The following is a 24,317-nucleotide window of genomic DNA, read 5'->3' as shown; positions in this document are numbered from 1 at the left end:
CTATGTTAGATGATTATAATCAGCACCTGAAAGCGCGCGCTGAAACGGGTATTCCGGCGAAACCGTTAACAGCGGAACAAACCGATGCAGTTATTCATCGTTTAATTAACGATGCGTCCGCACCTCATCCATTATTAATTGACTTATTAACCCACAGCGTACCGCCGGGCGTCGATCCTGCCGCAAAGTTAAAAGCCGCGTTTTTATTTAAGGTAGCGTTACAGGAATACCAGATTAATGGGCTTTCTCCCGAAAAGGCCACGATGCTGCTGGGGTCGATGCAGGGGGGCTATAACGTCCAGCCGCTGATTGAGCTTCTCGACCATCCGAGCCTGGCACCGCTGGCCGCCGAGCAGCTTTCTTCTACAATCCTGATCTTTGAAAAATTCAGCCAGGTGGAAGCTAAAGCGAAGAACGGTAACGTCCGGGCAAAAGAGGTGCTTCAGTCCTGGGCGAATGCCGAATGGTTTACCCGTCGTCCGGCCATGCCTGAAAAAATCACCCTGAAGGTGTTTAAGGTCCCCGGCGAGACCAATACCGACGATTTGTCTCCGGCACCCGAGGCGTGGTCACGACCCGACATTCCACTGCACGCGCTCTCCATGCTCAGTAACGCCAGGGAAGGGGTTGAACCCGATGAGCCTGGCGTGCGTGGCCCTTTGCGTCAGTTGTCAGAATTAAAATCGGCAGGCTGGCCGCTGGTGTACGTCGGTGACGTCGTAGGGACCGGATCCTCACGTAAATCCGCCACCAACTCCATCCTGTGGCACATCGGGAACGATATTCCGTACGTGCCGAATAAACGCAACGGCGGGTTTGTGTTTGGCGGAAAAATTGCGCCCATTTTCTTCAATACGCTGGAAGATTCCGGCGCGCTGCCGGTAGAGATGGATGTCTCCGCGCTGACGACAGGGATGCTGATCGATCTTTACCCCTACAAGGGGGAAATTCGTGAGACAGAAAGCCAGCGGCTGGTAACGACCTTTACCCTTAAAACCGATGTGCTGCTGGACGAAGTGCGCGCCGGCGGGCGGATCCCGTTAATTATCGGGCGCAGCCTGACGGCGAAAGCGCGGGAATCGCTGAAGCTTAAGCCTTCAGAGGTATTTCGCAAGCCCGCGTCACCCGCACCATCCGCAACAGGTTTTACGCTGGCGCAAAAAATGGTAGGTAAAGCCTGCGGTGTGGCGGGGATCCGTCCGGGGCAGTATTGCGAGCCGAAGATCACTACCGTAGGCTCTCAGGACACCACCGGCGGGATGACGCGTGATGAGCTGACCGATCTTGCCTGCCTCACCTTTTCAGCCGATCTGGTGATGCAGTCTTTCTGCCACACCTCTGCGTACCCGAAACCCGTGGATGTCCAACTGCATGAAACCCTGCCGCAGTTTATCACCAGCCGTAAAGGGGTTGCGCTCAAACCGGGCGACGGCATTATCCATTCCTGGCTTAATCGCATGCTGCTACCTGACACGGTGGGAACAGGTGCCGATTCTCATACTCGCTTCCCGCTGGGGATCTCCTTCCCGGGCGGCTCCGGGCTGGTGGCTTTTGCCGCCGCAACCGGCATTATGCCGCTGGATATGCCTGAATCGGTGCTGGTGCGTTTTAAGGGCGAGATGCAAAAAGGGATCACCCTTCGCGATCTGGTGCATGCCATTCCGCTTTACGCCAGAAAGCAGGGACTGTTGACGGTTGAGAAAAAGAATAAGCGCAATATTTTCTCTGGGCGAATCCTGGAAATTGAAGGCCTGAACAGGTTAAGTGCAGAGCAGGCGTTTGAACTGGCTGATGCATCCGCGGAACGCTCCGCTGCCGCTTGTGTCATGCGTCTGTCGGAAGAGAGCGTTATACAGTATCTGCGTTCCAATGCGGCACTGTTGCGCTGGATGGTTAAGCACGGCTATGAGAACGCTGCCACGCTTGAACGTCGTATCGCTGAAATCGAGGCATGGCTGGCTAACCCTTCATTGCTGTCTGCCGATCCTGACGCAGAATATGCCGCAGTGATTGAGATTGACCTTAATGAAATCACCGAACCGGTAGTATGCGCGCCAGACGATCCGGACGATGCCCGTTTACTTTCTGAGGTTGCGGACACTCCAATCGAAGAGGTCTTTATTGGTTCCTGCATGACAAACATTGGTCATTTTCGCGCAGCGGGTAAAATTATGGCCGGTGCCAGCGAAAATCAGGCGCGTTTGTGGCTCGCACCGCCGACTAAAATGGATGCCCAGCAACTCTCCCGTGAAGGCTATTTTAGTCAGTTTATTAAATCGGGGGCGAGAATCGAGCCTGCGGGCTGTTCCCTTTGCATGGGGAATCAGGCGAGGGTGCAGGAAGGAAGTCACGGGTAATGACTCCAACTTATTGATAGTGTTTTATGTTCAGATAATGCCCGATGACTTTGTCATGCAGCTCCACCGATTTTGAGAACGACAGCGACTTCCGTCCCAGCCGTGCCAGGTGCTGCCTCAGATTCAGGTTATGCCGCTCAATTCGCTGCGTATATCGCTTGCTGATTACGTGCAGCTTTCCCTTCAGGCGGGATTCATACAGCGGCCAGCCATCCGTCATCCATATCACCACGTCAAAGGGTGACAGCAGGCTCATAAGACGCCCCAGCGTCGCCATAGTGCGTTCACCGAATACGTGCGCAACAACCGTCTTCCGGAGCCTGTCATACGCGTAAAACAGCCAGCGCTGGCGCGATTTAGCCCCGACATAGCCCCACTGTTCGTCCATTTCCGCGCAGACGATGACGTCACTGCCCGGCTGTATGCGCGAGGTTACCGACTGCGGCCTGAGTTTTTAAGTGACGTAAAATCGTGTTGAGGCCAACGCCCATAATGCGGGCGGTTGCCCGGCATCCAACGCCATTCATGGCCATATCAATGATTTTCTGGTGCGTACCGGGTTGAGAAGCGGTGTAAGTGAACTGCAGTTGCCATGTTTTACGGCAGTGAGAGCAGAGATAGCGCTGATGTCCGGCAGTGCTTTTGCCGTTACGCAACACCCCGTCAGTAGCTGAACAGGAGGGACAGCTGATAGAAACAGAAGCCACTGGAGCACCTCAAAACACCATCATACACTAAATCAGTAAGTTGGCAGCATCACCCACCAGCCCAATCAAACGCCAGGCAATGTTTTCTGCCCGGTCATCAGGGCTAAATGCCCCAGCCTCAGTGCCTGCTCTGATAAGGGCCACCGTTTCCTGGTGCCACATTTCCATGGTCATAATATAGGCACCCTTAATGTCAGCATCGCGGTTGGCCAGGATCTGCGCTTCACGCCACAGGCGAATGTAAGGTTCAAACCTGCCATCATCGCTCCCGAGCATGGCATGAAGCTGCTCCCGCCAGCCAGCCTGTTTGCCGACGACATCTGCATCCAGCAGTTCACGGATCAAGCGAACAAAAGCCAGCGATTTTAGCTCCCCGCCGGAGGTAAAATGATGGTGAACCTGTCCGGTCGCGACCCCGGCTTCAGCTGCAACGCGGCGTACCGTCATTGCCGCCAGTCCTTCGGACAGCGCCACGCGCATGGCGGCCTGTAAGATTTCTTCCCGCCGTTCATCCTTGCTCAGATATCGCATTTCGACTCACTCTCAATAGGAATGAAACGAGTGTAACAAAAAGCTGGACACGCGTTCAACTTTACGTAGGATCGCATTCTGGACATGTGTCCATGATTTAATTAAAAGGAAATTTATGTTTCGTCAGTGGTTAGCGTTAGTGATTATCGTGCTGGTGTATATCCCGGTAGCGATCGACGCAACGGTGCTGCACGTGGCGGCGCCGACATTGAGCATGACGCTGGGGGCCAGCGGCAATGAATTGCTTTGGATCATCGATATTTACTCGCTGGTGATGGCGGGGATGGTGCTGCCGATGGGCGCACTGGGTGATCGTATTGGTTTCAAACGGCTGTTAATGATCGGCAGTACGTTGTTTGGTTTATCATCGCTGGCGGCTGCGTTTGCCCCGTCTGCAGGATGGCTGATTGCGGCGCGCGCCTCGCTGGCGATTGGTGCGGCGATGATTATTCCGGCTACGCTCGCGGGTATCCGCACGCTGTTTACTGAAGCGCGGGATCGTAATATCGCGCTTGGCGTCTGGGCGGCTGTGGGGTCCGGTGGCGCAGCATTTGGTCCGCTGATTGGCGGTATGCTGCTCGAACATTTTTACTGGGGATCGGTATTTTTAATCAACGTACCCATTGTATTGGTCGTGGTTTCGCTGGCCGCACGTTTTGTGCCGCGTCAGCAAGGTCGCCCGGAACAACCGCTTAATATTGGCCATGCCATCATGCTAATCGCGGCGATTTTACTGCTGGTCTACAGTGCAAAGACCGCGCTAAAAGGCGTCCTGGCACCAGGCGTCGTCGTGTCCGCGCTGGTTACCGGCTCGGTGCTGCTGTTTATCTTCGTGCGTATTCAGCTTCGCGCGCGCGTGCCGATGATCGACATGCGTCTGTTCTGCCACCGCATCATTTTGAGTGGCGTGGTAATGGCGATGACTGCGATGATTGCGCTGGTCGGGTTTGAGCTGCTGATGGCTCAGGAGCTGCAGTTTGTTCACGGCTTTACGCCGTTTGAAGCAGGGATGTTTATGCTGCCTCTGATGGTTGCCAGCGGCTTCAGTGGGCCGATCGCCGGTGTACTGGTTGGACATCTGGGGTTACGCATCGTCGCCGCTGGAGGAATGGGGCTGAGTGCCGTCAGTTTTATTGGTCTGTCGCTGCTCGACTTCAGCAACCAGCAGTGGCAGGCGTGGTGCCTGATGGTGCTGCTGGGCTTCAGTGCTGCCAGCGCGCTGTTGGCTTCAACCTCAGCGATCATGGCTGCTGCGCCAAAAGAGAAAGCCGCTGCAGCAGGAGCGATTGAAACCATGTCGTATGAACTGGGTGCCGGTCTGGGGATCGCCATTTTTGGTCTGCTGTTGACCCGCAGCTTCACGGCGTCGATCGAATTGCCACAGGGGCTGAATGCTTCTCTCGTCGACAAAGCGTCGTCATCCATTGGTGAAGCGATGAAGGTGGCGCAGGATCTGACACCCGCGATGGCGGAAACACTGATTGAAGCAGCGAAAAGCGCGTTTATCACTTCGCATAGCGTGGCGTTGGGGAGTGCTGGGGGAATGCTGCTGTTGCTGGCCGTTGGCGTTTGGTTTAGCCTGGCTAAGGTCAACCCGCGGTAAATAGATCCGGAAAACCAGGTTTATGGTTGGCGTCAGTGGGGCAGATGCACTATGTTTTTTAAAGGATTATCTGACTCTTGCTGGAAAATATGAGCCTGCTCCACCGCAGTGAATCGCGCCAACCGTTCTCCCGGTTAACCCTGCTTGCCGGTGGTGCGCTGGGTGTCGTTTTTGGTGATATTGGCACCAGTCCGCTCTATACCTTCAGGACCGTGTTGTCGCTCTCTGAGCATGATCCTACGCCCGCAGTGGTTCTGGGACTGCTCTCGCTGATTACCTGGACACTCATCCTGGTGACATCCATAAAATATGCTGCATTCGCCATGCGAATTGATAATCATGGCGAGGGCGGCATCATGGCATTGATGTCGCTTCTGGTGGAAAAAGGGAAAGGCGGGCGCTGGGTCATTTTTTCCGCACTTATCGGCGCTGCGTTGATTTACGGTGATGGCGCGATAACCCCGGCAATCTCCGTACTTTCCGCTCTGGAAGGGCTGGAAATTGTTTTTCCTGAATCGCAGCCGTATATATTGCCGCTCACGGTCATGGTTTTACTGGCACTTTTTCTGATCCAACCTTTTGGTACCGCTCGTATAGGAAAGATATTTGGTCCGATCATGGCGCTGTGGTTTTTTGCAATTGCAGCGTTGGGCGTATGGGGGATCATTCAGCACCCATCGGTATTGCTGGCGCTGAATCCTGCGTATGGCATCGCGTTTTTGTTTTCGAACGGGTACACCAGTTTTCTGGTCCTGGGGGGCGTTTTTCTCTGTGTGACTGGTGCTGAAGCGCTGTACGCCGATATGGGGCATTTCGGTAAAAAACCCATCTGGCTTGCCTGGTACGGTGTCGTATTTCCCGCATTGCTGCTCAATTATGCGGGGCAATCCGCGCTGATCCTGGCCGGAGCCGACAGTAAACAAAACCTTTTCTTTATGCTGTGTCCGCCTGTGATGCAGTTTCCGCTCATTATTCTTGCCGCGCTGGCGACGATAATCGCCAGTCAGGCGATAATTACGGGCGCTTTTTCCATGACGCGGCAGGCTATTCAGCTCGGCTGGTTACCCCGTTTACGGATCAAACAGACGGCGGCAGAAAGCTACGGTCAAATCTATATAGGCACAATCAATTGGCTGCTTATGGTGGTAACGATTGGGCTGGTGGTGTTCTTCAAATCTTCCGACAAGCTTGCTGCTGCATACGGTATTGCCGTGTCATTAACCATGCTGATGACGACGGGCCTGCTATTTGTGGCAATGCGGGAAGTGTGGCACTGGAGTCGGGTCAGCAGCGCGGTTATTGCCCTCTGTTTCCTGGTGATTGATGCCACCTTCTTGTTTGCCAATCTGATTAAGGTCCTGGAAGGCGGCTATATTCCGCTGCTGATGGCCGCAGCTATTTGTACGGTGATGCTGATCTGGCACCGCGGCGTTAAGGCGGTCTCCGCATCGGTGGGCGAGAAGGGCATCAGCGTGGATGCGTTCTTTAACCAGCTTCAGCAAAAGACGGTACCCAGAGTTGCAGGTTCCGCCGTTTTTTTGACCCGTACACAGAACAATATCCCCCCGGTCATGCGCTGGCATGTTGCGCGCAACAAGGTGCTACAGCGAGATGTGTTATCGCTGACTATTGATATCCTGAATGTGCCCTATGTGGGGGAAGAACAACGGATCAGGGTAGAGCAGCGCGCGCCAGGTTACTGGCACGGCGTGGCACAATACGGTTTTATGGAGCACCCGGATATCCCGCATTTGTTACAGGGTGTCAGTGAAATCAACGTGCTGTTCGCGAATGATGATGCCACCTGGTATGTTGGACATGAAACTATCGTAGCAGGTGATGGAACAGCGGGTATGGCAGCATGGCAACGGCATATTTTTGCTTTCATGAAGCGCAACTGCACGCACGTCATCAACCACTATCACCTTCCCAGCGACAGGGTTGTCGAAATCAGCCGACGCGTTGCCGTGTAGACTCTGGCGAAAGCAGAGGTCCTCTGCTTTCGCACCGTTCTATTTCTCAAGCGCCGCAGACAGGACGCTATGCAATAACACATTCGCCCCTTTCTCCGACCATTCTGGCAGGATCCTTTCCGCTTCGTTATGGCTAATGCCTTTCACGCAGGGGATAAATATCATGCTGGCGGGCGCAATTTTGCTGACATAGCAGGTGTCGTGACCCGCGCCGGAGACCATCGGTTTCGACGAATAGCCCAGTTTCGCCACGGCCTTCTCCGTACGAGCCAGGCATTCGGCATCAAACGCAATGGGCGCGTAGTCAAAAATACGTTCAACGAGAGCCGACACGCCGCGCAGGCTCAGGCTTTCAGCCACTTTATGCAGCGCCGCCTCCATGGTTTCCAGCGCCTGCTGCTCCGGGTGGCGAAACTCAACGCTGCATTCCACGCGAGACGGCACGACGTTGCGCGAGTTTGGCGTAACCTGCGCCATACCGATCGTCGCGCGTCCGTCTGGGGCATGCCGATAGCCAATCTCTTCCACCTTCAGCGCCAGCTCTGCGAAGGCGGTCAGCGCATCGCGGCGGCTGTGCATCGGCGTGGTGCCTGCGTGGGCGGCAAATCCGTCCAGCGTCAGGGTAAACCAGCGCTGGCCCATTGCCGCGCGGACTAAGCCGATATCGATGGCTTCGTCTTCCAGGATCGGTCCCTGCTCGATGTGCAGTTCGTAGCAGGCGTGAACAGGAAACGCGCGAGCAGGGATTTCACCCCGGTAGCCAATGCTATCCAGCGCTTCGCCCACGGTGATGCCATCGTTATCCGCACGGGCATGCGCGTACGCTTCGCTAAATTGCTCCGTCCAGACCCCTGAAGAGAGCATGGCTGGCGCAAAGCGCGCACCTTCTTCGTTAGTCCAGTTCACCAGCACAACGTCACGTTCAGTCTCAACGTGATGATCGTTAAGGGTTCGCAGCAGCTCCAGCCCTGCCAGCACGCCGTAAACACCGTCGTAGTTACCGCCCTGCGGCTGGGTATCCACATGTGAACCCGTCATGACCGGGGCAAGCTGCGGGTTTTTCCCCGGGCGACGGATAAACATATTGCCCATGCTGTCGACGTCGCAGGTGAAACCCGCGTCCAGCGCCCAGCCGCGCAGCAGGTTTCGCGCAATACGATCTTCCTCGCTCAGTGCCAGACGGGTGACGCCACCGGCGGGCGTACCGCCGATCTGCGCCATCATCTCAAGCGTTGACCACAGTCGTTCGGCGTTGACGCGGATCATGTCTTGTCCTTACTGCTGCGGTAGCGGAAATCACAGCATGAACCGCCCTGCATGATGGTGGTGGTCCGGGTCAGTTCCACGTCCGGCGCATAGCCAACGATGAATTTTTCATCGCGCGCGCAGGAGAGCAGATGACCAATCTCGCCCAGCCCCATTTCGTGATACATCTCCGCGTAGCGACAGCGGGTCACGTTGTAGTTGTACTGCTGGTCGTCGGCGTCGATAACCTTCACCTCAAGCGCGTTATCTTTCTCCCACAGATATTGCAGTGCGATAAAACTCTTTACGTCCGCGCCGTTGGGTTCTTTGCTGGCAAACGCTTTGCCTGCGTCAATTGCAGCCTGCTCAATGGCCTCACCAATGACCGCCTGGGCGCGGGTTTTCCCTATCTCGCGCACCAGGATTTCATAAATTGGCTTAATAATTTCTGCTTCAATTTTGCGGCGGGCGAGAATGCCCAGCTCGTTATTATTACTCATCACATTGCCCTCACTGCGTTACTTCGCTTTTGTGCCACCCAGCACGGTTTGCGGCTGCCATTTGCCATCGACGACCTTGTAAACGGTGAAAGACGGCGATTTCAGGTTACCTTCTTTATCAAACGCTATCTGGCCGGTGACGCCGGAGTAGCTGATGGCGCGCAGGGCGGGCAGATAGTCGGACGGCTCAACGGAATCTGCTTTTTCCATCGCCGCAACCAGCACGCGGGTGGCGTCATAGGCGAACGGGGCGTGCAGTTCGATATGGGTGTGGTAGCGGGCCTGATAGGCCTGTTCGAATGCCTTTCCACCCGGCATCTGGTCAACGGGCAGACCCGGCTCCAGCGCGACCACGCCTTCGCCTTCTTTCTGCGCCAGCTGCAGGAACGTCTGGCTGACAAATCCGCCTGCGCCCATCAGCGTGGCGTTCATGCCCAGCTGTTTGATACGACGCGCCAGCGGTGCTGCCTGGCTGTCGACGCCGCCGAAGAAGATCAGATCGGCGTTTTTACTCCGGATGGCGGTCAGTACGGCGCTGAAGTCCACCGTTTTGTCATCAACGTACTGACGATCGACAACCTTCACGCCCTGTGCTTCCAGCGATTTAATGAACTGGTCCGCCAGCCCCTGACCAAACGCGGTACGGTCGTCAATCACCGCAATGCGTTTCGCTTTCAGGGTATTTACCGCGTACTGTCCGGCCAACTGGCCGCCGTCATCGTCGTGGCCCATCACGCGGAAGCTGGTATCGAAACCCTGTTTGGTATAGGCGTGACCGGTCGCTACGGGCGCAACCTGAGCGATACCGGCATCGTGATACACACGCGCAGCCGGAATACTGGTACCGGTGTTCCAGTGACCGACAACGCCCGCCACGCCGCTATCCACCAAACGTTGCGCCACGGCCACGGCGGTGCGCGGGTCAGACTGATCGTCTTCGGACTGCAGTTTGAATGTCACCGCTTTGCCGCCGATGGTCGGGTGCTGCTTGTTGATGTCATCAATCGCCAGCTGTGCGCCATTCTCCAGATCTTTACCGATACGGGCCGATGGTCCAGTGAGCGGGCCCGCCAGACCGATAACCACGGTTTCACTGTCGGCGGCCCATGCGCCCGTTGAGGCAAAACCACCGAGCAGAATAGCGGCGCTGAGCGCGCTGATTTTTACTGTTTTCATTGTATTTCCCTGATGTTGGTTAGTGTTGTTAAGCCGGCATTTCGCCCAAATAAATCTGTGCAATCTGGTCGTCATTGAGCAGCGCTTTCGATTCGCCGTGATGAACAATGCTGCCACTGTCCATCACCCACGCGCTGTCGGTGACTTCCAGCGCCAGGCGGGCGTTTTGTTCGATGAGCAGCAGGGCAACGCCGCGCTCGCGCAGGCCGGCTATGACGGCAAAAATGTTTTCTACCATCTTCGGTGCAAGCCCCATTGAGGGTTCGTCGAGGATCAACAGGCGCGGGCGACTGAGCAGGGCGCGGTTAAGGGCCAGCAGCTGTTGCTCTCCGCCGGACAGCAGCCCGGCAAGCTGATGCTGGCGCTCGCCCAGACGCGGGAAGCGCTCGAAAATCTCGTTCATCTCGCGCTTAACGGTGACAGTGTCACGCCTGAGCCAGGCGCCCATCTGCAGGTTTTCCAGCACCGTCATTCGGGAGAAGATTCCCCGGCCTTCCGGGACCATCACCAGTCCGTCACGGAGCAGGGTTTCGGGCTTGTGCTTACGCACCGCTTTACCGTTGAATTCAATATGGCCGCTAAAGTTTTCCAGTCCGGTAATGGCGCGCACGGTGGAGCTTTTACCCGCACCGTTAGCGCCGATCAGCGTGGCCTGCTCGCCCTTGTGCAGGGTAAAAGAGACATCGCGTACGGCCTGAATACCGCCGTAATGCACGTCCACGCGTTCCACTTTCAGTAATTCAGACATGGGCGTTGCCTCCAAGCCAGGCGGCGATCACTGCCGGGTCGCGACGAACGCTCTCCGGCGTGCCGCTGGCGAGCGTTTTGCCGTAATCCAGCACCGTCAGGCGATCGCAGATGCCCATCACGAGCTTGACGTCATGTTCAATCATCAGCAGGGTTTTACCGTCATCACGTAGGCGGATGAGTAACTCGCCAAGCGCTACTTTTTCTGCTGCATTCATCCCGGCGGCGGGTTCGTCCAGTGCCAGCAGTAGAGGGTCGGTTGCCAGCGCTCGGGCGATTTCAAGTCGACGCTGATGGCCGTAGGCCAGATCGCAGGCTCGGTAGTGGGCGAACTTCGCAATGCCGGTGTATTCCAGCCAGTGCCAGGCCAGCTCACGGGTTTGCATTTCTTCTGCGCGGGCGCGTTTGTGGCGGCTCAGCGCGGCCCAAAGACCGTTACGGGTGCGCACGTGGCGACCCACCATTACGTTTTCCAGCACCGACATGTCGTTAAAGAGGCGCACGTTCTGGAAGGTACGCGCAATCCCGGCGGCGGTGACCTTTTCAATGTGTCTGGGGAAATAGGGCTTATCGGCGATTGAAAATTCACCGCTGTCCGCCGGATAAAGCCCGGTGATCAGGTTAAAGCAGGTGGTTTTTCCCGCCCCGTTAGGACCTATCAGCCCGTAGATTTCACCCTTGTTCACGGCGATCGAAACGTCATCCACGGCGGTAAGCCCACCGAAACGTTTGGACATGTTGCGTACGGTTAACAGACTCATGTATTCACCTCCTTGTGGCGTACCGGCCAGATCCCGGCAGGACGAACCAGCATGACCAGCACCAGCGCCAGGCCGTAGAACAGCTGACGCAACACTTCGGGGTCAATCAGCACCGTACCGAACAGCGCCTGCTGAACCGGGGCTGCCTGACTGCGCAGCAGTTCCGGCAGGGCGGTAAGCAGTATCGCGCCGAGGATCACGCCCGGAATATGCCCCATACCGCCCAGCACCACCATCGCCAGCACGGCAATGGATTCCTGTAACGTGAAGGATTCCGGGGAGACAAAGCCCTGAAACGCGCCGAACAAGGCACCCGCTACGCCGCCAAATGAGGCACCCATCGCAAAGGCCAGTAGCTTATAGTTACGGACGTTGATGCCCATCGCGCGGGCCACATCCTCATCTTCACGAATGGCATGCCAGGCGCGACCAATACGCGAGTGTTGCAGGCGCAGGCAAACAAAAATAATGGCCACAATCACCAGCATCAGCAGGTAGTACCACAGCCATAGGGCAGGCACTTTAAAACCGAACCAGTGATACACACCGCTGAATTTCAGGCCGAAAAGATTCAGGGTATCGACGCCGGTAATACCTTTCGCACCGTTCGTGATATTCACCGGACGGTCGAGGTTACGCATCAGGATGCGGATGATCTCCCCAAAGCCCAGCGTCACGATCGCCAGATAATCCCCACGAAGCTTTAACGTTGGCGCACCGAGCACGATGCCGCACACCGCTGCAACCAGTGCCGCTATGGGAATAATCAACAGATAAGACGTGTGCAGCCCGTCCGGGAACCAGACCGTGAGGATCGGGAACACTTCAAGCAGGTGCGGTGAAGCCAGCAGGGCGGCCAGATAGGCACCCACTGCGTAAAAGGCGATAAAGCCCATGTCCAGCAGGCCGGTGTAGCCGACCACAATGTTCAGCCCCAGCGCCAGCATGATGTAGAGCAGGGCGAAGTCAATGACGCGCACCCAGTAATTTCCGCCGAGCTGGCTGGCAACCACTGGCGCAATCAGCAGTGCGAGGCAGAACAAACTCATACCGGACCAGAATTTGCGCGTAGCGGTCGGCGTTTGTAGTTGTACGGTTGTCATAGTATCCCTTACGCTCGGTTTGCCACACGCTCACCCAGCAGACCTGCCGGACGGAAGACCAGTACCAGAATCAGCACGATGAAGGCAAAGACGTCCTGATAGTTGCTGCCAAAGACGCCGTGGGTCAGTTCACCCAGGTAACCTGCGCCCAGCGCTTCGATGATGCCGAGCAGGATCCCGCCAATCATGGCGCCACGAATGTTACCAATACCGCCCAGCACGGCGGCTGTGAATGCTTTAATTCCCGGCAGGAAGCCCATTGAGAAGCTGGCGTTGCCGTAGTTGCTCGCCATCATGACGCCTGCCAGCGCGGCAAAGATGCCGCCAATGGCGAACGTCAGGGTAATAATGGCATTGGGGTTAACCCCCATCAGCGTGGCGACGCGCGGGTTTTCCGCCACGGCGCGCATGCCGCGCCCCAGGCGGGTGTATTCCACCAGCAGCCATAGCCCTGTCATCACTGTAAGCGCCAGCACCACGGTAACAATGCCGGTGACGGTCACAATGGCAGGGGGATGCAGTTCACTTCCTGACGTCACGGCGATCGGTTCCATGGGCAGGATCTGAGGGAACATCAGAGGGTTGCGCGTCCAGACGATCATCGCCACGGTTTGCAGCAGCACCGAGACGCCAATCCCGGAGATCAGCGGTGCCAGACGCGGCGCGTTACGCAGGCGTCGGTAGGCAAAGCGCTCCACGGCCATCGCCAGCAGGGCACAAACGGACATGGCGATCAGCAAGGCAAAACCGAGCTGAATCAGAAGCGGCAGGTGCGGGAAAGTATTGTTGAGGCTGTTCATGGCAGAAAGTGTGGTTAACGCACCCACCATCAGAATATCGCCATGGGCAAAGTTAATAATGCGCAAAATGCCATACACCATGGTATAGCCCAGCGCGATCAACGCGTAGATGCTTCCCAGCATCACACCGTTGATCAGTTGTTGTATGAATGTATCCAACGTAGGTTCCTGCAAAGTGCTCTTTCTGCGGCTACCATCCAACAAATGAAATAAATTGTAAAATACACATATATTATTTCTTATGATAAACAGATATTGTTTTATCTTTATGATTTATATGAAAATATAAAAACTCCGTTTTCGGGTATAAAGCCTAAAGAAATCAACATATGAATAAAACAGAACAGTCACCTGGCCTACCCATTTATGGAGAAAGTCGACTGGCCAATGATCCGCCGCTACGGGCTGTACGTGCTTTTGAAGCTATCGCCCGATTGGGCAGTGTTACGCTGGCGGCACAGGAGCTGGATATTTCACCGTCTGCTGTCAGTCACCAGCTCAAGGTGCTCGAAGGGTTCCTGCAAATGCCGCTGACGGAACGCCAGGGGCGCAGGCTGGTGCTGAGCCAGCACGGACGTGAATATTACCGCTCCATCCGTGCGGCTTTTAACGTGTTGCGCCAGGCAACGGAGCATCTGGCTGAACAGGCGCAAACGCGTCAGGTCACCATCAGCCTGATCCCGCTTTTTGGCATGGGGTGGTTTATCCCGCGTCTGCCTGCTTTTATGCGTGCCAATCCGCAAACCGAGATCAACGTAGTGTATGCCAATCATCGTAACTATCTGAGCGATGCGTCGGATATGTCGATTCGCTTCGGCAACGGTCAGTGGGCGGGATATCAGAGTGAAAAATTGATCTCCGGTCAGATGGTGCCTGTATGCAGCCGTGCATTTTTGCGCATTCATGGCCATATCGACACGCCAGAGCAACTGCTGCAAATGCCGTTGCTGCACGATGAGGAGCGCACCACATGGTCACAGTGGTTCCTGTTACAGGGAGTGAAACGCCCTCTGCGGCGCAGTGGCCCCCTGTTTGAGGACGGACTTTTGACGCTGGCGGGAGTACAGGCCGGGCTGGGCTGCGCGTTGATGCGTGAGCCGCTGATCGCACCTTATCTTGAGAGTGGTGAGCTGGTGAAGATATTTGACTTACCCATTGATGACGGGCGCGACTACTACCTCTGTGTTCGTTCGGATTCGGAGATGACTGAGGACGGTAAGCTACTGCAAAACTGGCTTCGTCGGGCCGCGGGGGAGAATCTCCTATGAGGTAAGCAAACAGTGCTTATCCATGGCTTCAATTTCTGAACCGCTGTAGCGCGCATATTGTCCGGTCAGACCAAAGAATGCGGGCTGGGTTTCGGTATAGATTTCAGCGGCGAGCACCAGCCGACGTCGTTCATCTTCGCTCATCTCAAGTAATGTCCATGGAATAAAATAGCGTGCTGTTGAGGTCAGCTTGAACCACAGAGGACAACCACACCCCGGACAGAACCAGCGTTCTCCTCGCGCAGAGGACGAGAAGTGAGAAGGGGCAATCGAGTCTTGCTCCACAAGCGGTTTACCCACGGCTTCCAGATACATGGCAATTCCACCTGACCACTTCTGACATTGCGTACAGTGGCAGGCATAGACGTCGAAATTGTTGAGGGAAACGCTGAATTGGCTCATCCCGCATAGACAGCGTCCTTTGAATATGTGCATGGCGTGCTCCTTTATTACGCCAGTCAAACTGGTATAAAAAAAGCCAGCCACGAAGGCTGGCCTTTTTATACTGACAAATCTTAGAACTGGTAAGTCAGACCCAGAGCAACGATGTTGTCGGTAGCAATAGCTGCATCTTTGGTGAACTTGTTGTCGTCCAGCAGGTTGATTTTGTAATCAACGTAGGTAGACATGTTCTTGTTGAAGTAGTAAGTCGCGCCAACATCAACGTATTCAACCAGATCCTGGTCGCCATAAGTACCGATGTCTTTACCTTTGGATTTCAGGTAAGCAACGGATGGACGCAGACCGAAATCGAACTGGTACTGAGCAACAACTTCAAAGTTCTGAGCTTTGTTCGCGATATAACCTTTACCGAAGTTGGTCATATTGCGGGTTTCAGAGTAGGTGCTTGCCAGGTAGATGTTGTTTGCATCGTATTTCAGGCCAGCAGCCCAAACTTCTGCGTTGTCACCGCCAGCGTTCATGGTATTAGCCACTTCACCAGCACGAACCTGATTGTTGGTACGGTCAGATTTCGCATAGGTTGCACCCACGCCGAAACCGTCCATTTCATAGGTAGAAGACAAGCCCCAACCGTCACCGTTCGCTTCGGTGATGTCGCGCTTGTTGTTTTTACCCTGGTACTGAGCGGCAAAGTTCAGGCCGTCAACCAGACCGAAGAAGTCGGTGTTACGGTAGGTTGCAACGCCAGTGGCACGCTGAGTCATGAAGCCATCAGTCTGCGTCCAGGTATCACCACCGAACTCTGGCAGAACGTCAGTCCATGCGCCGATGTCGTAAGCAACACCGTAGTTACGACCGTAGTCGAAAGAACCGAATTCGTTGAATTTCAGACCAGCGAAAGCCAGACGCGTTTTGTTGCCTTTGTCGCCGTTGCTTTCATCGTTGTTGCCTTTGAATTCATATTCCCACTGACCGTAACCGGACATCTGGTCGTTGATCTGAGTTTCACCTTTGAAGCCCAGACGTACGTAGGTTTTGTCGCCGTCGTTGCTGGTGTCATCAGAGAAATAGTGCAGACCTGTTACTTTACCGTACAGATCCAGCTTGTTACCGTCTTTGTTATAAATTTCAGCAGCGTTAACAACGCCTGCTGCCAACATGGAAGTCACTGCCACTGCAACTAATTTAAGTTTCATCTTAAATATTCCTTATAATTTTCTTAAGTATTTCCTGAGCCACTTCGAACGATTTCTAAACGAGGCTGTTCGTCAATGGCATGCTATTTTTAAAAATGTTGTAGTTGCCTTTCAATAATAAGTTTCAAATTATTGCTAATAATTTCCTTTAGTGTGATCGAGATCGGATAAATGGTCGCTAAACAGAATGAAATGAAGAGTGTTTAACCGGGTTTTGTATATTTCCTTATCAGATCTATTATCCGCAATATAGTTTTTCAATGGTTTAATTTAGTTATGTTACTATCAATTTTATCGGTGCATTTTGTAGAATTAAGCTTAACCGTTTACCGTAAATCATTGTGTTAGGTTATTGAATGCACGTAATTACCGTGCTTTTTGCTGAAATACACAGAAACACACTATTGCACTTTGTGCTATTAAGGTTGTTAATATTCGCAGGAGAGTAATTGCGCTACGGTGTCAGTTTATGTCAAGAAGAGAGGAGGGGGGGAATGCAAAACAACGATAATATAAACAGAATTTAAACACATTCTCTAATGAGCTTATGAATATTTTGACGCGCGATCACATATTAAATTTATGTTAATTTTCTGCCGGAATACACGCCTCCCGGCAGAACGACGGACCCTTATTTTCGTGTTGCGAACCAGCAAAGCAGCGACCCGGCGCAGACCATCAGCGCACCTTGCCAGAACGAGAAAGAGAGTGGAGAGCTCAGCAGTGCGGCAGCCAGAGCGGCAGAAAGTACAGGGGTAAAATAGGATACGGCGGCAAGTACCGTGACGTTGCCATGGAGAATACCGATATTCCATGAGGCATAGCCAAAACCCAGAGCAACACCGCACATTAATAGCTTCACGACAACCGGGACACTGAATACCATTTCTGGCTGCTCGCTAAGGGCATATTTCACCCAAAGACTCAACGCAGTCAGCAAAACAAAAAGGGTAATACCGTTTTGCCCTTTGGCAAATTTGCTGGTTACGGTGCAGTAGGCCGCCCAGATAAATGCCCCGGCAAACGCCAGCGCGTAGCTCAGCGGGCTGGAAACGATATTGCGGGTGATCTCCTCAAGATGTAATCCCTGTTCACCGCCTAATACCCAGCAGACGCCCAGCAATGAGATGGCTAAGCCGGGGATCACCCACAGAGTTGATTTTTGCCCGTTGAACATAATGGCAAATACAATCGTCAGGCTCGGCCACAGATAATTGACCATGCCGACCTCAATGGCCTGCGATCGCGTTGCGGCATAGCCCAACGAGAGTGCCAGGCAAATTTCATAGCTGACAAACAGCACGCTGCCTGCAATAAGATAGCGTGGCGAGAATTTGCGAATATCAGGAAATCCCACCGTCACCAGACACAATAATCCACTGACGGTGTAGATCATTGCCGCACCGCCTACCGGCCCCAGCCCCTCGCTCACGCTGCGAATGAGCCCAACCATCGTGCTCCATAACAGTATTGCCGCCAGCCCAATAAGCGTTGCTTTTTTTCTGTCCATTACTTCGCCATTGCAATAAAAATCAAAGGAAAAATGTATCGCATTCATCCTGACACTGTCGCCAATTATTCTCTTAAACCGTTAATCAAAAAGGGGTATTTAAATGTATCGGTGGTGACTATTAAGGGGGTGAAGACAGATGACCTTGATTTGACGCAAAAAAATCAGGGGAGTTACTGCTAGTTTGCGGCGCGAAGTCTTATTCGAAAAAGAGGACAACAATGGACGTCAGCCGCAGACAATTTTTTAAAATCTGCGCGGGCGGTATGGCCGGAACAACGGCAGCCATGCTGGGATTTGCTCCCAAAATGGCGCTGGCTCAGGCACGCAACTATAAGCTGCTGCGCGCAAAAGAGATCCGTAACACCTGCACATACTGCTCCGTAGGTTGTGGGCTTTTAATGTATAGCCTGGGCGATGGCGCGAAGAACGCCAGAGAAGCGATTTACCATATTGAAGGGGATCCGGATCATCCGGTGAGCCGCGGAGCGCTTTGCCCGAAAGGGGCGGGGCTGCTGGACTACGTTCACAGCGAAAACCGCCTGCGCTACCCGGAATACCGCGCGCCGGGTTCCGACAAGTGGCAGCGTATCTCCTGGGACGAGGCCTTCTCCCGCATCGCCAAATTAATGAAAGCCGACCGCGATACCAACTTTATTGAAAAGAATACTCAGGGCGTGACGGTTAACCGCTGGCTCTCCACCGGGATGCTATGTGCCTCTGCAGCCAGCAATGAAACCGGCATGCTGACGCAAAAATTTGTGCGCTCTCTCGGCATGCTGGCGGTAGACAACCAGGCGCGCGTCTGACACGGACCAACGGTAGCAAGTCTTGCTCCAACATTTGGTCGCGGTGCGATGACCAACCACTGGGTTGATATCAAAAACGCTAACGTCGTGGTGGTGATGGGCGGTAACGCCGCGGAAGCTCATCCGGTGGGGTTCCGCTGGGCGATGGAAGCGAAAAATAACAACGATGCGACGCTTATCGTCGTCGATCCGCGCTTTACGCGTACGGCATCGGTGGCCGATATCTATGCGCCGATCCGCTCCGGTACGGACATTACGTTCCTGTCCGGCGTGCTGCTGTACCTGATCGAAAACAACAAAATTAACGCGGAATACGTTAAACACTACACCAACGCGAATCTGCTGGTGCGGGATGATTTTGCCTTCGATGACGGGCTGTTTAGCGGCTATGACGCCGAGCAACGCCAGTACGATAAAACGTCCTGGAACTATCAGTTCGATGAAAACGGCTATGCGCTGCGTGATGAAACCCTGACGCACCCGCGCTGCGTGTGGAACCTGCTGAAGCAGCACGTCTCCCGCTATACGCCGGACGTGGTGGAGAACATCTGCGGCACGCCGAAAGCGGACTTCCTGAAGGTGTGTGAAGTGCTGGCCTCCACCAGCGCCGCCGACAGAACCACCACGTTCCTGTATGCGCTGGGCTGGACGCAGCATACCGTGGGCGCGCAGAACATCCGCACAATGGCGATGATCCAGCTGCTGCTCGGCAACATGGGCATGGCCGGTGGCGGCGTGAACGCGCTGCGTGGTCACTCCAATATTCAGGGCTTAACGGATCTTGGTTTACTGTCGACCAGTCTGCCGGGCTACCTGACGCTGCCGTCCGAAAAACAGGCCGATCTGCAAACCTATCTGGCGGCGAATACGCCAAAAGCGACGTTACCGGATCAGGTGAACTACTGGAGCAACTATCCGAAGTTCTACGTCAGCCTGATGAAATCCTTCTACGGCGATGCGGCCCAGAAGGAGAACGACTGGGGCTTCGATTGGCTACCAAAATGGGATCAGGCTTACGACGTCATCAAATATTTCAACATGATGGATAAAGGCAACGTCACGGGTTACATCTGCCAGGGCTTCAACCCGGTGGCCTCGTTCCCGGATAAAAACAAGGTTGTGCGCAGCCTGAGCAAGCTCAAGTACATGGTGGTTATCGACCCGCTGGTCACTGAGACCTCTAACTTCTGGCAGAACCACGGCGAGATGAACGATGTCGATACCGCATCCATTCAGACCGAAGTGTTCCGCCTGCCGTCCACCTGCTTTGCGGAAGAAGACGGGTCTATTGCTAACTCTGGCCGCTGGCTGCAGTGGCACTGGAAAGGCCAGGACGCTCCGGGCGAAGCGCGTAACGACGGCGAGATCCTGGCCGGGATTTACCATCGCCTGCGCGAAATGTACCGCACCGAAGGCGGCAAAGGCGCTGAGCCGTTGCTGATGATGAGCTGGAACTACAAGCAGCCTGACCATCCTGAGTCAGAGGAAGTCGCCAAAGAGAACAATGGCGTAGCGCTGGCGGATATCTTTGACGCAAACGGCGCCCTGGTGGCGAAAAAAGGCCAACTGCTGAACAGCTTCGCGCTGCTGCGCGACGACGGCACGACGGCGTCTTCCTGCTGGATCTACGCCGGTAGCTGGACGGAGCAGGGTAACCAGATGGCTAACCGAGATAACGCTGACCCGTCGGGGCTGGGCAATACGCTGGGCTGGGCATGGGCGTGGCCGCTCAATCGTCGCGTGCTATACAACCGTGCCTCGGCGGATATCAACGGTAAAGCGTGGGATCCGAAACGGATGCTGATTCAGTGGAACGGGACAAAATGGACGGGGAACGATATCCCGGACTACAACACCGCCGCGCCGGGCAGCAACACCGGGCCGTTTATCATGCAGCCGGAAGGGCTGGGACGCCTGTTCGCTCTCGACAAGCTGGCGGAAGGGCCATTCCCGGAACACTACGAGCCGATGGAAACGCCGCTCGGCACCAACCCGCTGCACCCGAACGTTATCTCCAGCCCGGTGGTGCGGATCTATGAGGACGATGTGCTGCGTTTAGGTAAGAAGGATAAGTTCCCGTATGTGGGGACCACCTATCGCCTGACCGAGCACTTCCACACCTGGACCAAGCATGCGCGGCTTAATGCCATCGCCCAGCCGGAACAGTTTGTGGAGATAAGCGAAACCCTGGCAAAAGCGAAGGGCATTGCCAACGGCGACCGCGTGAAGGTGAGCAGCAAGCGCGGCTTTATTCGCGCAGTGGCGGTAGTCACTCGCCGCTTGCAATCTCTGAACGTGAACGGGCAGCAGGTGGAAACCGTCGGTATTCCGCTGCACTGGGGCTTTGAGGGCGTTGCGCAGAAAGGCTACATCGCCAATACCCTGACGCCAAACGTTGGCGATTCCAACTCGCAAACGCCGGAGTACAAGGCGTTTCTGGTTAACATCGAGAAAGCGTAAGGAGCGATTACATGGCGATGGAAACACAAGACGTTATCAAACGCTCTGCGACTAACCCGATAACTCCCGCGCCCCGCGCGCGGGACTACAAGGCAGAAGTCGCCAAGCTTATCGATGTCTCCTCCTGCGTGGGCTGCAAGGCCTGCCAGGTGGCGTGCTCGGAGTGGAATGATATCCGCGACGACGTTGGGCACTGCGTTGGGGTTTACGATAACCCGGCGGATCTGAGCGCCAAATCCTGGACAGTAATGCGCTTTAGCGAAACCGAGCAGAACGGCAGGCTGGAGTGGCTGATCCGCAAAGATGGCTGCATGCACTGTGAAGATCCGGGCTGCCTGAAGGCGTGCCCGTCTGCCGGCGCGATTATTCAGTACGCCAACGGGATCGTCGACTTCCAGCAGGACAACTGCATCGGCTGCGGGTACTGCATTGCGGGCTGTCCGTTTAATATCCCGCGCCTTAATAAAGAGGATAACCGGGTATACAAATGCACCTTGTGCGTGGACCGCGTCAGCGTCGGGCAGGAGCCAGCCTGCGTGAAGACCTGCCCGACCGGCGCTATCCACTTCGGCACCAAAAAAGAGATGCTGGACGTGGCGCAGGCGCGGGTAGACAAGCTGAAAGCACGCGGTTACGACAAGGCCGGTATTTATAATCCGCAGGGTGTGGGCGGCACGCACGTAATGTATGTGCTGCACCATAACGACCAGCCAGAGCTGTACCACAACTTACCGAAGGATCCGGCGATCGATACGTCCATCAATCTGTGGAAAGGGGCGCTTAAACCGCTCTCAGCGGCGGGCTTTATCGCCACCTTTGCCGGGCTGATTTATCACTACATTGGGATTGGGCCAAACAAAGAGGTAGACGACGAGGAGGATCATCATGAGTAAGTCGAAAATGATCGTGCGCACGAAGTTTGTCGACCGCGCCTGTCACTGGACGGTGGTGATCTGCTTCTTCCTGGTGGCGGTGTCGGGGATTTCGTTCTTCTTCCCGACGCTGCAGTGGCTGACCGAAACCTTCGGTACTCCGCAAATGGGGCGTATTCTACACCCGTTTTTCGGCGTGCTGATTTTCGTGGTGCTAATGTTTATGTTCGTGCGCTTTGTTCATCACAATATTCCTGACAAACAGGATATTCCGTGGGTGAAAGGGATCGTCGAAGTCCTGAAGGGTAACGAGCATAAAGTCGCGAAAGTGGGCAAATACAACGCAGGGCAGAAGATGATGTTCTGGACTATCATGAGCATGATTTTTGTGCTGCTGGTGACCGGCGTGATTATCTGGCGTCCGTATTTCGCGCACTATTTCCCGATCCAGGCAGTGCGGTACGCGCTGCTGATCCACGCGACCTCGGCCATCATCCTGATTCATGCCATCCTGATCCATATGTATATGGCATTCTGGGTAAAAGGGTCGATTAAAGGGATGATTGAAGGGAAGGTGAGCCGCCGCTGGGCGCAAAAACATCACCCGCGCTGGTATCGTGATGTGGAACGTCTGGAAGCGAAACAGGAAAGTACGGAAGGATTGAAGTAAACCCTGCGCCGTCGGCTTTGCCCGGCGGCGCTGCACTTGCGCGGGCCTACGTTATGTATTGGTCACTAATGCATCGATCGCCGCAATCACAGTACTCCTCGCGCTGCGAAGATTGCATACATAATTTTTATTATTTAGTTTCTTTTTCTCCACGTGTGTTATGCCAGCGGTGTTAAGAAAATATCGCTCAAAATCAATATTCACTAAGGGCGCCGCGGCGTTGATATGTCCACATAAATAATTGTGGTAACTTAATGGAATAATCAGTCTTGTTGATAAATCATCATAATAGTCATGTTGAATTATCATAAAATAAGGTTGATAGTCCCGGGTTCTCTCTGAAGGGTTACGGTAAACGTCAAACTGAAAGCACATTAAATCCCTCCAAAGAAAGGATCGTCTGATAATAATCCCGCTTTAGCCGTAAATTCATTCATGGCTCTTATGAACTCTTTATATTGCTGATGCTGTCGTCTTTGCGCCTCTTGTGTCTGGGCTTCACGGGAGACTCCACTCGCCACGCTCTCCCTTTTACCATAGTCTTTGCTTCGGTTTGGTTTCATTTTAAGCTCCTTTGTTGGTGCGGTTATTATCAACCGCAGCCAACAAAAAACAATACTTTACCCCCTGGTAATCTACATTCTGCGAGGCGTATTCCAGTAATTTCAGAACCGCTCTTCCACATACCGGAACGGGTATTTCGTGGGTTTCACTTTGCCTATTTTACGCTTCGGTAAATCCACCTTGTCGACATGAATTTCTTTATACGGGATTTGCGTAAGCAGGTGCGAAATAATATTCAGGCGCACGCGTTTTTTATCTTCTGAACGCGCCACAAACCACGGCGCCCAGGCGGTATCGGTGGCTTCAAACATTGCGTCGCGCGCAAGGGTATACTCGTCCCACAGGTTAAAGGATTTAATATCCATCGGTGACAGCTTCCAGATTTTACGACCATCGTTAATGCGGTCACGCAGACGGCGCTCCTGCTCTTTCGGCGTCACCTCCAGCCAGTACTTCAGCAGGATGATCCCTGCATCCACCATCGCTTTTTCCATAACCGGCGCACCATCAAGGAACTTCTCAACTTGCTCAGGGGTGCAAAATCCCATTACCCGCTCGACACCCGCGCGGTTATACCAGCTTCGGTCAAATATGACGATCTCCCCGGCGGCAGGCAAATGGGGAACATAACGTTGAAAATAGAGCTGGGTTTTCTCTTTTTCAGTTGGCGCGGGGAGGGCAACCACGCGGAACACGCGTGGACTGACGCGCTCGGTGATCGCTTTAATGGTACCGCCTTTGCCGGCGCCGTCGCGTCCTTCAAAAACAATACACACTTTGAGTCCTTTGGCGACAACCCATTGCTGGAGCTTAACCAGTTCAACGTGGAGGCGACGAAGCTCTTGCTCATACTCTTTGGTTTTTAGCGGTGCATTTTTTACCACATCAACAGTGGCACTGGTTTTCTTTTTGCTTCCCATGATTGTCATCCTCAGGTTATCCGGCGCGGGAAAAAAGCGAGGCCGCACATAGAAGTGTAATAGATCGTCGCGGAGGCAACAAAATCAGCACTTTTAATACCGCTCGCATTGTGTAGTTAATGGGATAATTTCATTCTTATTTA

The 24,317-nt window shown here is 54.3% G+C and carries 20 protein-coding genes and 2 pseudogenes; 7 read left to right on the top strand and 15 right to left on the bottom strand.

Translation table 11 applies throughout. The features are described 5' to 3' along the window. Positions 1–2: 2 nt before the first annotated feature. A pseudogene (gene acnB, locus ACLHV9_RS12645) lies at positions 3–2,348 on the top strand (bifunctional aconitate hydratase 2/2-methylisocitrate dehydratase); the annotation flags it as partial. A gap of 19 nt (positions 2,349–2,367) precedes the next feature. Here the strand turns inward: acnB and ACLHV9_RS12640 are convergent. After that, positions 2,368–3,064 (bottom strand): IS1-like element IS1A family transposase gene (locus ACLHV9_RS12640; protein ID WP_370610343.1). Its coding sequence is split into 2 segments (ribosomal slippage): positions 2,368–2,812 and positions 2,811–3,064, totalling 699 coding nucleotides; the frame shifts between segments, so codons are not numbered across the junction. Positions 3,065–3,118: 54 nt separating this feature from the next. Continuing rightward, positions 3,119–3,595 (bottom strand): annotated as a pseudogene (locus tag ACLHV9_RS12635) (TetR family transcriptional regulator); the annotation flags it as partial. Between the two features lie 115 nt (positions 3,596–3,710). Here ACLHV9_RS12635 and ACLHV9_RS12630 point away from each other — a divergent pair. Together ACLHV9_RS12630 and ACLHV9_RS12625 are read left to right on the top strand one after the other, a co-directional pair. After that, positions 3,711–5,198, top strand: coding sequence for an MFS transporter (locus ACLHV9_RS12630; RefSeq protein WP_407220582.1), 1,488 nt, complete (start codon positions 3,711–3,713; stop codon positions 5,196–5,198). An 89-nt stretch (positions 5,199–5,287) separates the two neighbouring features. Beyond that, positions 5,288–7,171 carry a potassium transporter Kup gene (locus ACLHV9_RS12625; protein ID WP_028018903.1) on the top strand — a complete coding sequence of 628 codons (1,884 nt, stop codon included), beginning with the start codon at positions 5,288–5,290 and terminating at the stop codon, positions 7,169–7,171. 39 nt (positions 7,172–7,210) lie between these two features. On the opposite strand, the gene ACLHV9_RS12620 is transcribed toward ACLHV9_RS12625, so the two are convergent. Genes ACLHV9_RS12620 through ACLHV9_RS12590 form a run of 7 tightly spaced genes read right to left on the bottom strand, consistent with a single transcriptional unit; the run spans position 7,211 to position 13,662 of the window. Beyond that, complete coding sequence (locus ACLHV9_RS12620) at positions 7,211–8,437, bottom strand: Zn-dependent hydrolase (protein WP_129325137.1); 1,227 nt, start codon at positions 8,435–8,437, stop codon at positions 7,211–7,213. Next, positions 8,434–8,916 carry an L-2-amino-thiazoline-4-carboxylic acid hydrolase gene (locus ACLHV9_RS12615; RefSeq protein WP_028018905.1) on the bottom strand — a complete coding sequence of 161 codons (483 nt, stop codon included), beginning with the start codon at positions 8,914–8,916 and terminating at the stop codon, positions 8,434–8,436. The genes ACLHV9_RS12620 and ACLHV9_RS12615 overlap by 4 nt, the downstream gene beginning before the upstream one ends. An 18-nt stretch (positions 8,917–8,934) precedes the next feature. Continuing rightward, on the bottom strand, positions 8,935–10,092 hold the full coding sequence (locus ACLHV9_RS12610) for a branched-chain amino acid ABC transporter substrate-binding protein (protein WP_108089843.1): 1,158 nt from the start codon (positions 10,090–10,092) through the stop codon (positions 8,935–8,937). A gap of 28 nt (positions 10,093–10,120) precedes the next feature. After that, on the bottom strand, positions 10,121–10,840 hold the full coding sequence (locus ACLHV9_RS12605) for an ABC transporter ATP-binding protein (RefSeq protein ID WP_407220581.1): 720 nt from the start codon (positions 10,838–10,840) through the stop codon (positions 10,121–10,123). Further along, entirely contained in the window at positions 10,833–11,600 is a 768-nt protein-coding gene (locus ACLHV9_RS12600) for an ABC transporter ATP-binding protein (protein WP_028018908.1), read from the bottom strand. The genes ACLHV9_RS12605 and ACLHV9_RS12600 overlap by 8 nt, the downstream gene beginning before the upstream one ends. Next, complete coding sequence (locus ACLHV9_RS12595; RefSeq protein WP_049007294.1) at positions 11,597–12,703, bottom strand: branched-chain amino acid ABC transporter permease; 1,107 nt, start codon at positions 12,701–12,703, stop codon at positions 11,597–11,599. The genes ACLHV9_RS12600 and ACLHV9_RS12595 overlap by 4 nt, the downstream gene beginning before the upstream one ends. 8 nt (positions 12,704–12,711) lie before the next feature. Then, on the bottom strand, positions 12,712–13,662 hold the full coding sequence (locus ACLHV9_RS12590; protein WP_108089847.1) for a branched-chain amino acid ABC transporter permease: 951 nt from the start codon (positions 13,660–13,662) through the stop codon (positions 12,712–12,714). Between the two features lie 170 nt (positions 13,663–13,832). On the opposite strand from ACLHV9_RS12590, the gene ACLHV9_RS12585 reads away from it, so the two are divergent. Continuing rightward, positions 13,833–14,771, top strand: a complete 939-nt coding sequence (locus ACLHV9_RS12585; protein ID WP_407220579.1) for a LysR substrate-binding domain-containing protein — start codon at positions 13,833–13,835, stop codon at positions 14,769–14,771. On the opposite strand, the gene ACLHV9_RS12580 is transcribed toward ACLHV9_RS12585, so the two are convergent. The 3 genes from ACLHV9_RS12580 to yddG form a co-directional block, all read right to left on the bottom strand. Next, positions 14,766–15,206 (bottom strand): GFA family protein, encoded by a 441-nt coding sequence (locus ACLHV9_RS12580; protein WP_128347657.1) that lies wholly within the window; start codon positions 15,204–15,206, stop codon positions 14,766–14,768. The genes ACLHV9_RS12585 and ACLHV9_RS12580 overlap by 6 nt on opposite strands. Positions 15,207–15,286: 80 nt before the next feature. Then, positions 15,287–16,369, bottom strand: coding sequence for a porin OmpC (gene ompC, locus ACLHV9_RS12575; RefSeq protein ID WP_028018913.1), 1,083 nt, complete (start codon positions 16,367–16,369; stop codon positions 15,287–15,289). 631 nt (positions 16,370–17,000) lie between these two features. Further along, positions 17,001–17,879, bottom strand: a complete 879-nt coding sequence (gene yddG / locus ACLHV9_RS12570; RefSeq protein WP_407220577.1) for an aromatic amino acid DMT transporter YddG — start codon at positions 17,877–17,879, stop codon at positions 17,001–17,003. Between the two features lie 221 nt (positions 17,880–18,100). Here yddG and fdnG point away from each other — a divergent pair, with 221 nt between their 5' ends. The 3 genes from fdnG to fdnI are packed head-to-tail and all read left to right on the top strand — an operon-like array spanning position 18,101 to position 22,690. Then, positions 18,101–21,148, top strand: coding sequence for a formate dehydrogenase-N subunit alpha (gene fdnG, locus ACLHV9_RS12565; protein ID WP_407220576.1), 3,048 nt, complete (start codon positions 18,101–18,103; stop codon positions 21,146–21,148). Between the two features lie 11 nt (positions 21,149–21,159). Beyond that, positions 21,160–22,041 carry a formate dehydrogenase subunit beta gene (gene fdxH, locus ACLHV9_RS12560; protein WP_108089851.1) on the top strand — a complete coding sequence of 294 codons (882 nt, stop codon included), beginning with the start codon at positions 21,160–21,162 and terminating at the stop codon, positions 22,039–22,041. Continuing rightward, the gene (fdnI, locus tag ACLHV9_RS12555; protein WP_407220575.1) at positions 22,034–22,690 is read left to right on the top strand and encodes a formate dehydrogenase-N subunit gamma; all 657 of its coding nucleotides are present in this window, start codon (positions 22,034–22,036) and stop codon (positions 22,688–22,690) included. Before fdxH ends, fdnI begins: the two co-directional genes overlap by 8 nt. Before the next feature lie 51 nt (positions 22,691–22,741). Here fdnI and ACLHV9_RS12550 read toward each other — a convergent pair whose 3' ends face one another. The 3 genes from ACLHV9_RS12550 to ppk2 form a co-directional block, all read right to left on the bottom strand. Further along, entirely contained in the window at positions 22,742–23,065 is a 324-nt protein-coding gene (locus tag ACLHV9_RS12550; protein ID WP_128347660.1) for a CcdB family protein, read from the bottom strand. After that, positions 23,065–23,253, bottom strand: a complete 189-nt coding sequence (locus ACLHV9_RS12545; protein ID WP_410375977.1) for a hypothetical protein — start codon at positions 23,251–23,253, stop codon at positions 23,065–23,067. The genes ACLHV9_RS12550 and ACLHV9_RS12545 overlap by 1 nt, the downstream gene beginning before the upstream one ends. Before the next feature lie 102 nt (positions 23,254–23,355). Further along, positions 23,356–24,174 (bottom strand): polyphosphate kinase 2, encoded by an 819-nt coding sequence (gene ppk2, locus ACLHV9_RS12540; RefSeq protein ID WP_049006511.1) that lies wholly within the window; start codon positions 24,172–24,174, stop codon positions 23,356–23,358. Positions 24,175–24,317 lie beyond the last annotated feature (143 nt).

This window comes from Enterobacter sp. CPE_E890, assembly GCF_046521475.1.
GTDB lineage: Bacteria > Pseudomonadota > Gammaproteobacteria > Enterobacterales > Enterobacteriaceae > Enterobacter > Enterobacter adelaidei.
Note: the sequence above shows the minus strand (reverse complement) of the source record. Positions and strands in the feature narration are given on the sequence as shown.

Excerpts from the sequence above, each read along its gene's own strand:
- ACLHV9_RS12545 (WP_410375977.1), bottom strand. The coding sequence starts at position 23,253 with ATGAAACCAAACCGAAGCAAAGACTATGGTAAAAGGGAGAGCGTGGCG.
- yddG (WP_407220577.1), bottom strand. The coding sequence starts at position 17,879 with ATGGACAGAAAAAAAGCAACGCTTATTGGGCTGGCGGCAATACTGTTA.
- ACLHV9_RS12585 (WP_407220579.1), top strand. The coding sequence starts at position 13,833 with ATGAATAAAACAGAACAGTCACCTGGCCTACCCATTTATGGAGAAAGT.
- ACLHV9_RS12630 (WP_407220582.1), top strand. The coding sequence starts at position 3,711 with ATGTTTCGTCAGTGGTTAGCGTTAGTGATTATCGTGCTGGTGTATATC.
- ACLHV9_RS12610 (WP_108089843.1), bottom strand. The coding sequence starts at position 10,092 with ATGAAAACAGTAAAAATCAGCGCGCTCAGCGCCGCTATTCTGCTCGGT.
- fdnI (WP_407220575.1), top strand. The coding sequence starts at position 22,034 with ATGAGTAAGTCGAAAATGATCGTGCGCACGAAGTTTGTCGACCGCGCC.
- ACLHV9_RS12615 (WP_028018905.1), bottom strand. The coding sequence starts at position 8,916 with ATGAGTAATAATAACGAGCTGGGCATTCTCGCCCGCCGCAAAATTGAA.
- ppk2 (WP_049006511.1), bottom strand. The coding sequence starts at position 24,174 with ATGGGAAGCAAAAAGAAAACCAGTGCCACTGTTGATGTGGTAAAAAAT.
- ACLHV9_RS12605 (WP_407220581.1), bottom strand. The coding sequence starts at position 10,840 with ATGTCTGAATTACTGAAAGTGGAACGCGTGGACGTGCATTACGGCGGT.
- ACLHV9_RS12600 (WP_028018908.1), bottom strand. The coding sequence starts at position 11,600 with ATGAGTCTGTTAACCGTACGCAACATGTCCAAACGTTTCGGTGGGCTT.
- fdxH (WP_108089851.1), top strand. The coding sequence starts at position 21,160 with ATGGCGATGGAAACACAAGACGTTATCAAACGCTCTGCGACTAACCCG.
- ACLHV9_RS12580 (WP_128347657.1), bottom strand. The coding sequence starts at position 15,206 with ATGCACATATTCAAAGGACGCTGTCTATGCGGGATGAGCCAATTCAGC.
- ACLHV9_RS12620 (WP_129325137.1), bottom strand. The coding sequence starts at position 8,437 with ATGATCCGCGTCAACGCCGAACGACTGTGGTCAACGCTTGAGATGATG.
- ACLHV9_RS12625 (WP_028018903.1), top strand. The coding sequence starts at position 5,288 with ATGAGCCTGCTCCACCGCAGTGAATCGCGCCAACCGTTCTCCCGGTTA.
- ompC (WP_028018913.1), bottom strand. The coding sequence starts at position 16,369 with ATGAAACTTAAATTAGTTGCAGTGGCAGTGACTTCCATGTTGGCAGCA.
- ACLHV9_RS12595 (WP_049007294.1), bottom strand. The coding sequence starts at position 12,703 with ATGACAACCGTACAACTACAAACGCCGACCGCTACGCGCAAATTCTGG.
- ACLHV9_RS12550 (WP_128347660.1), bottom strand. The coding sequence starts at position 23,065 with ATGTGCTTTCAGTTTGACGTTTACCGTAACCCTTCAGAGAGAACCCGG.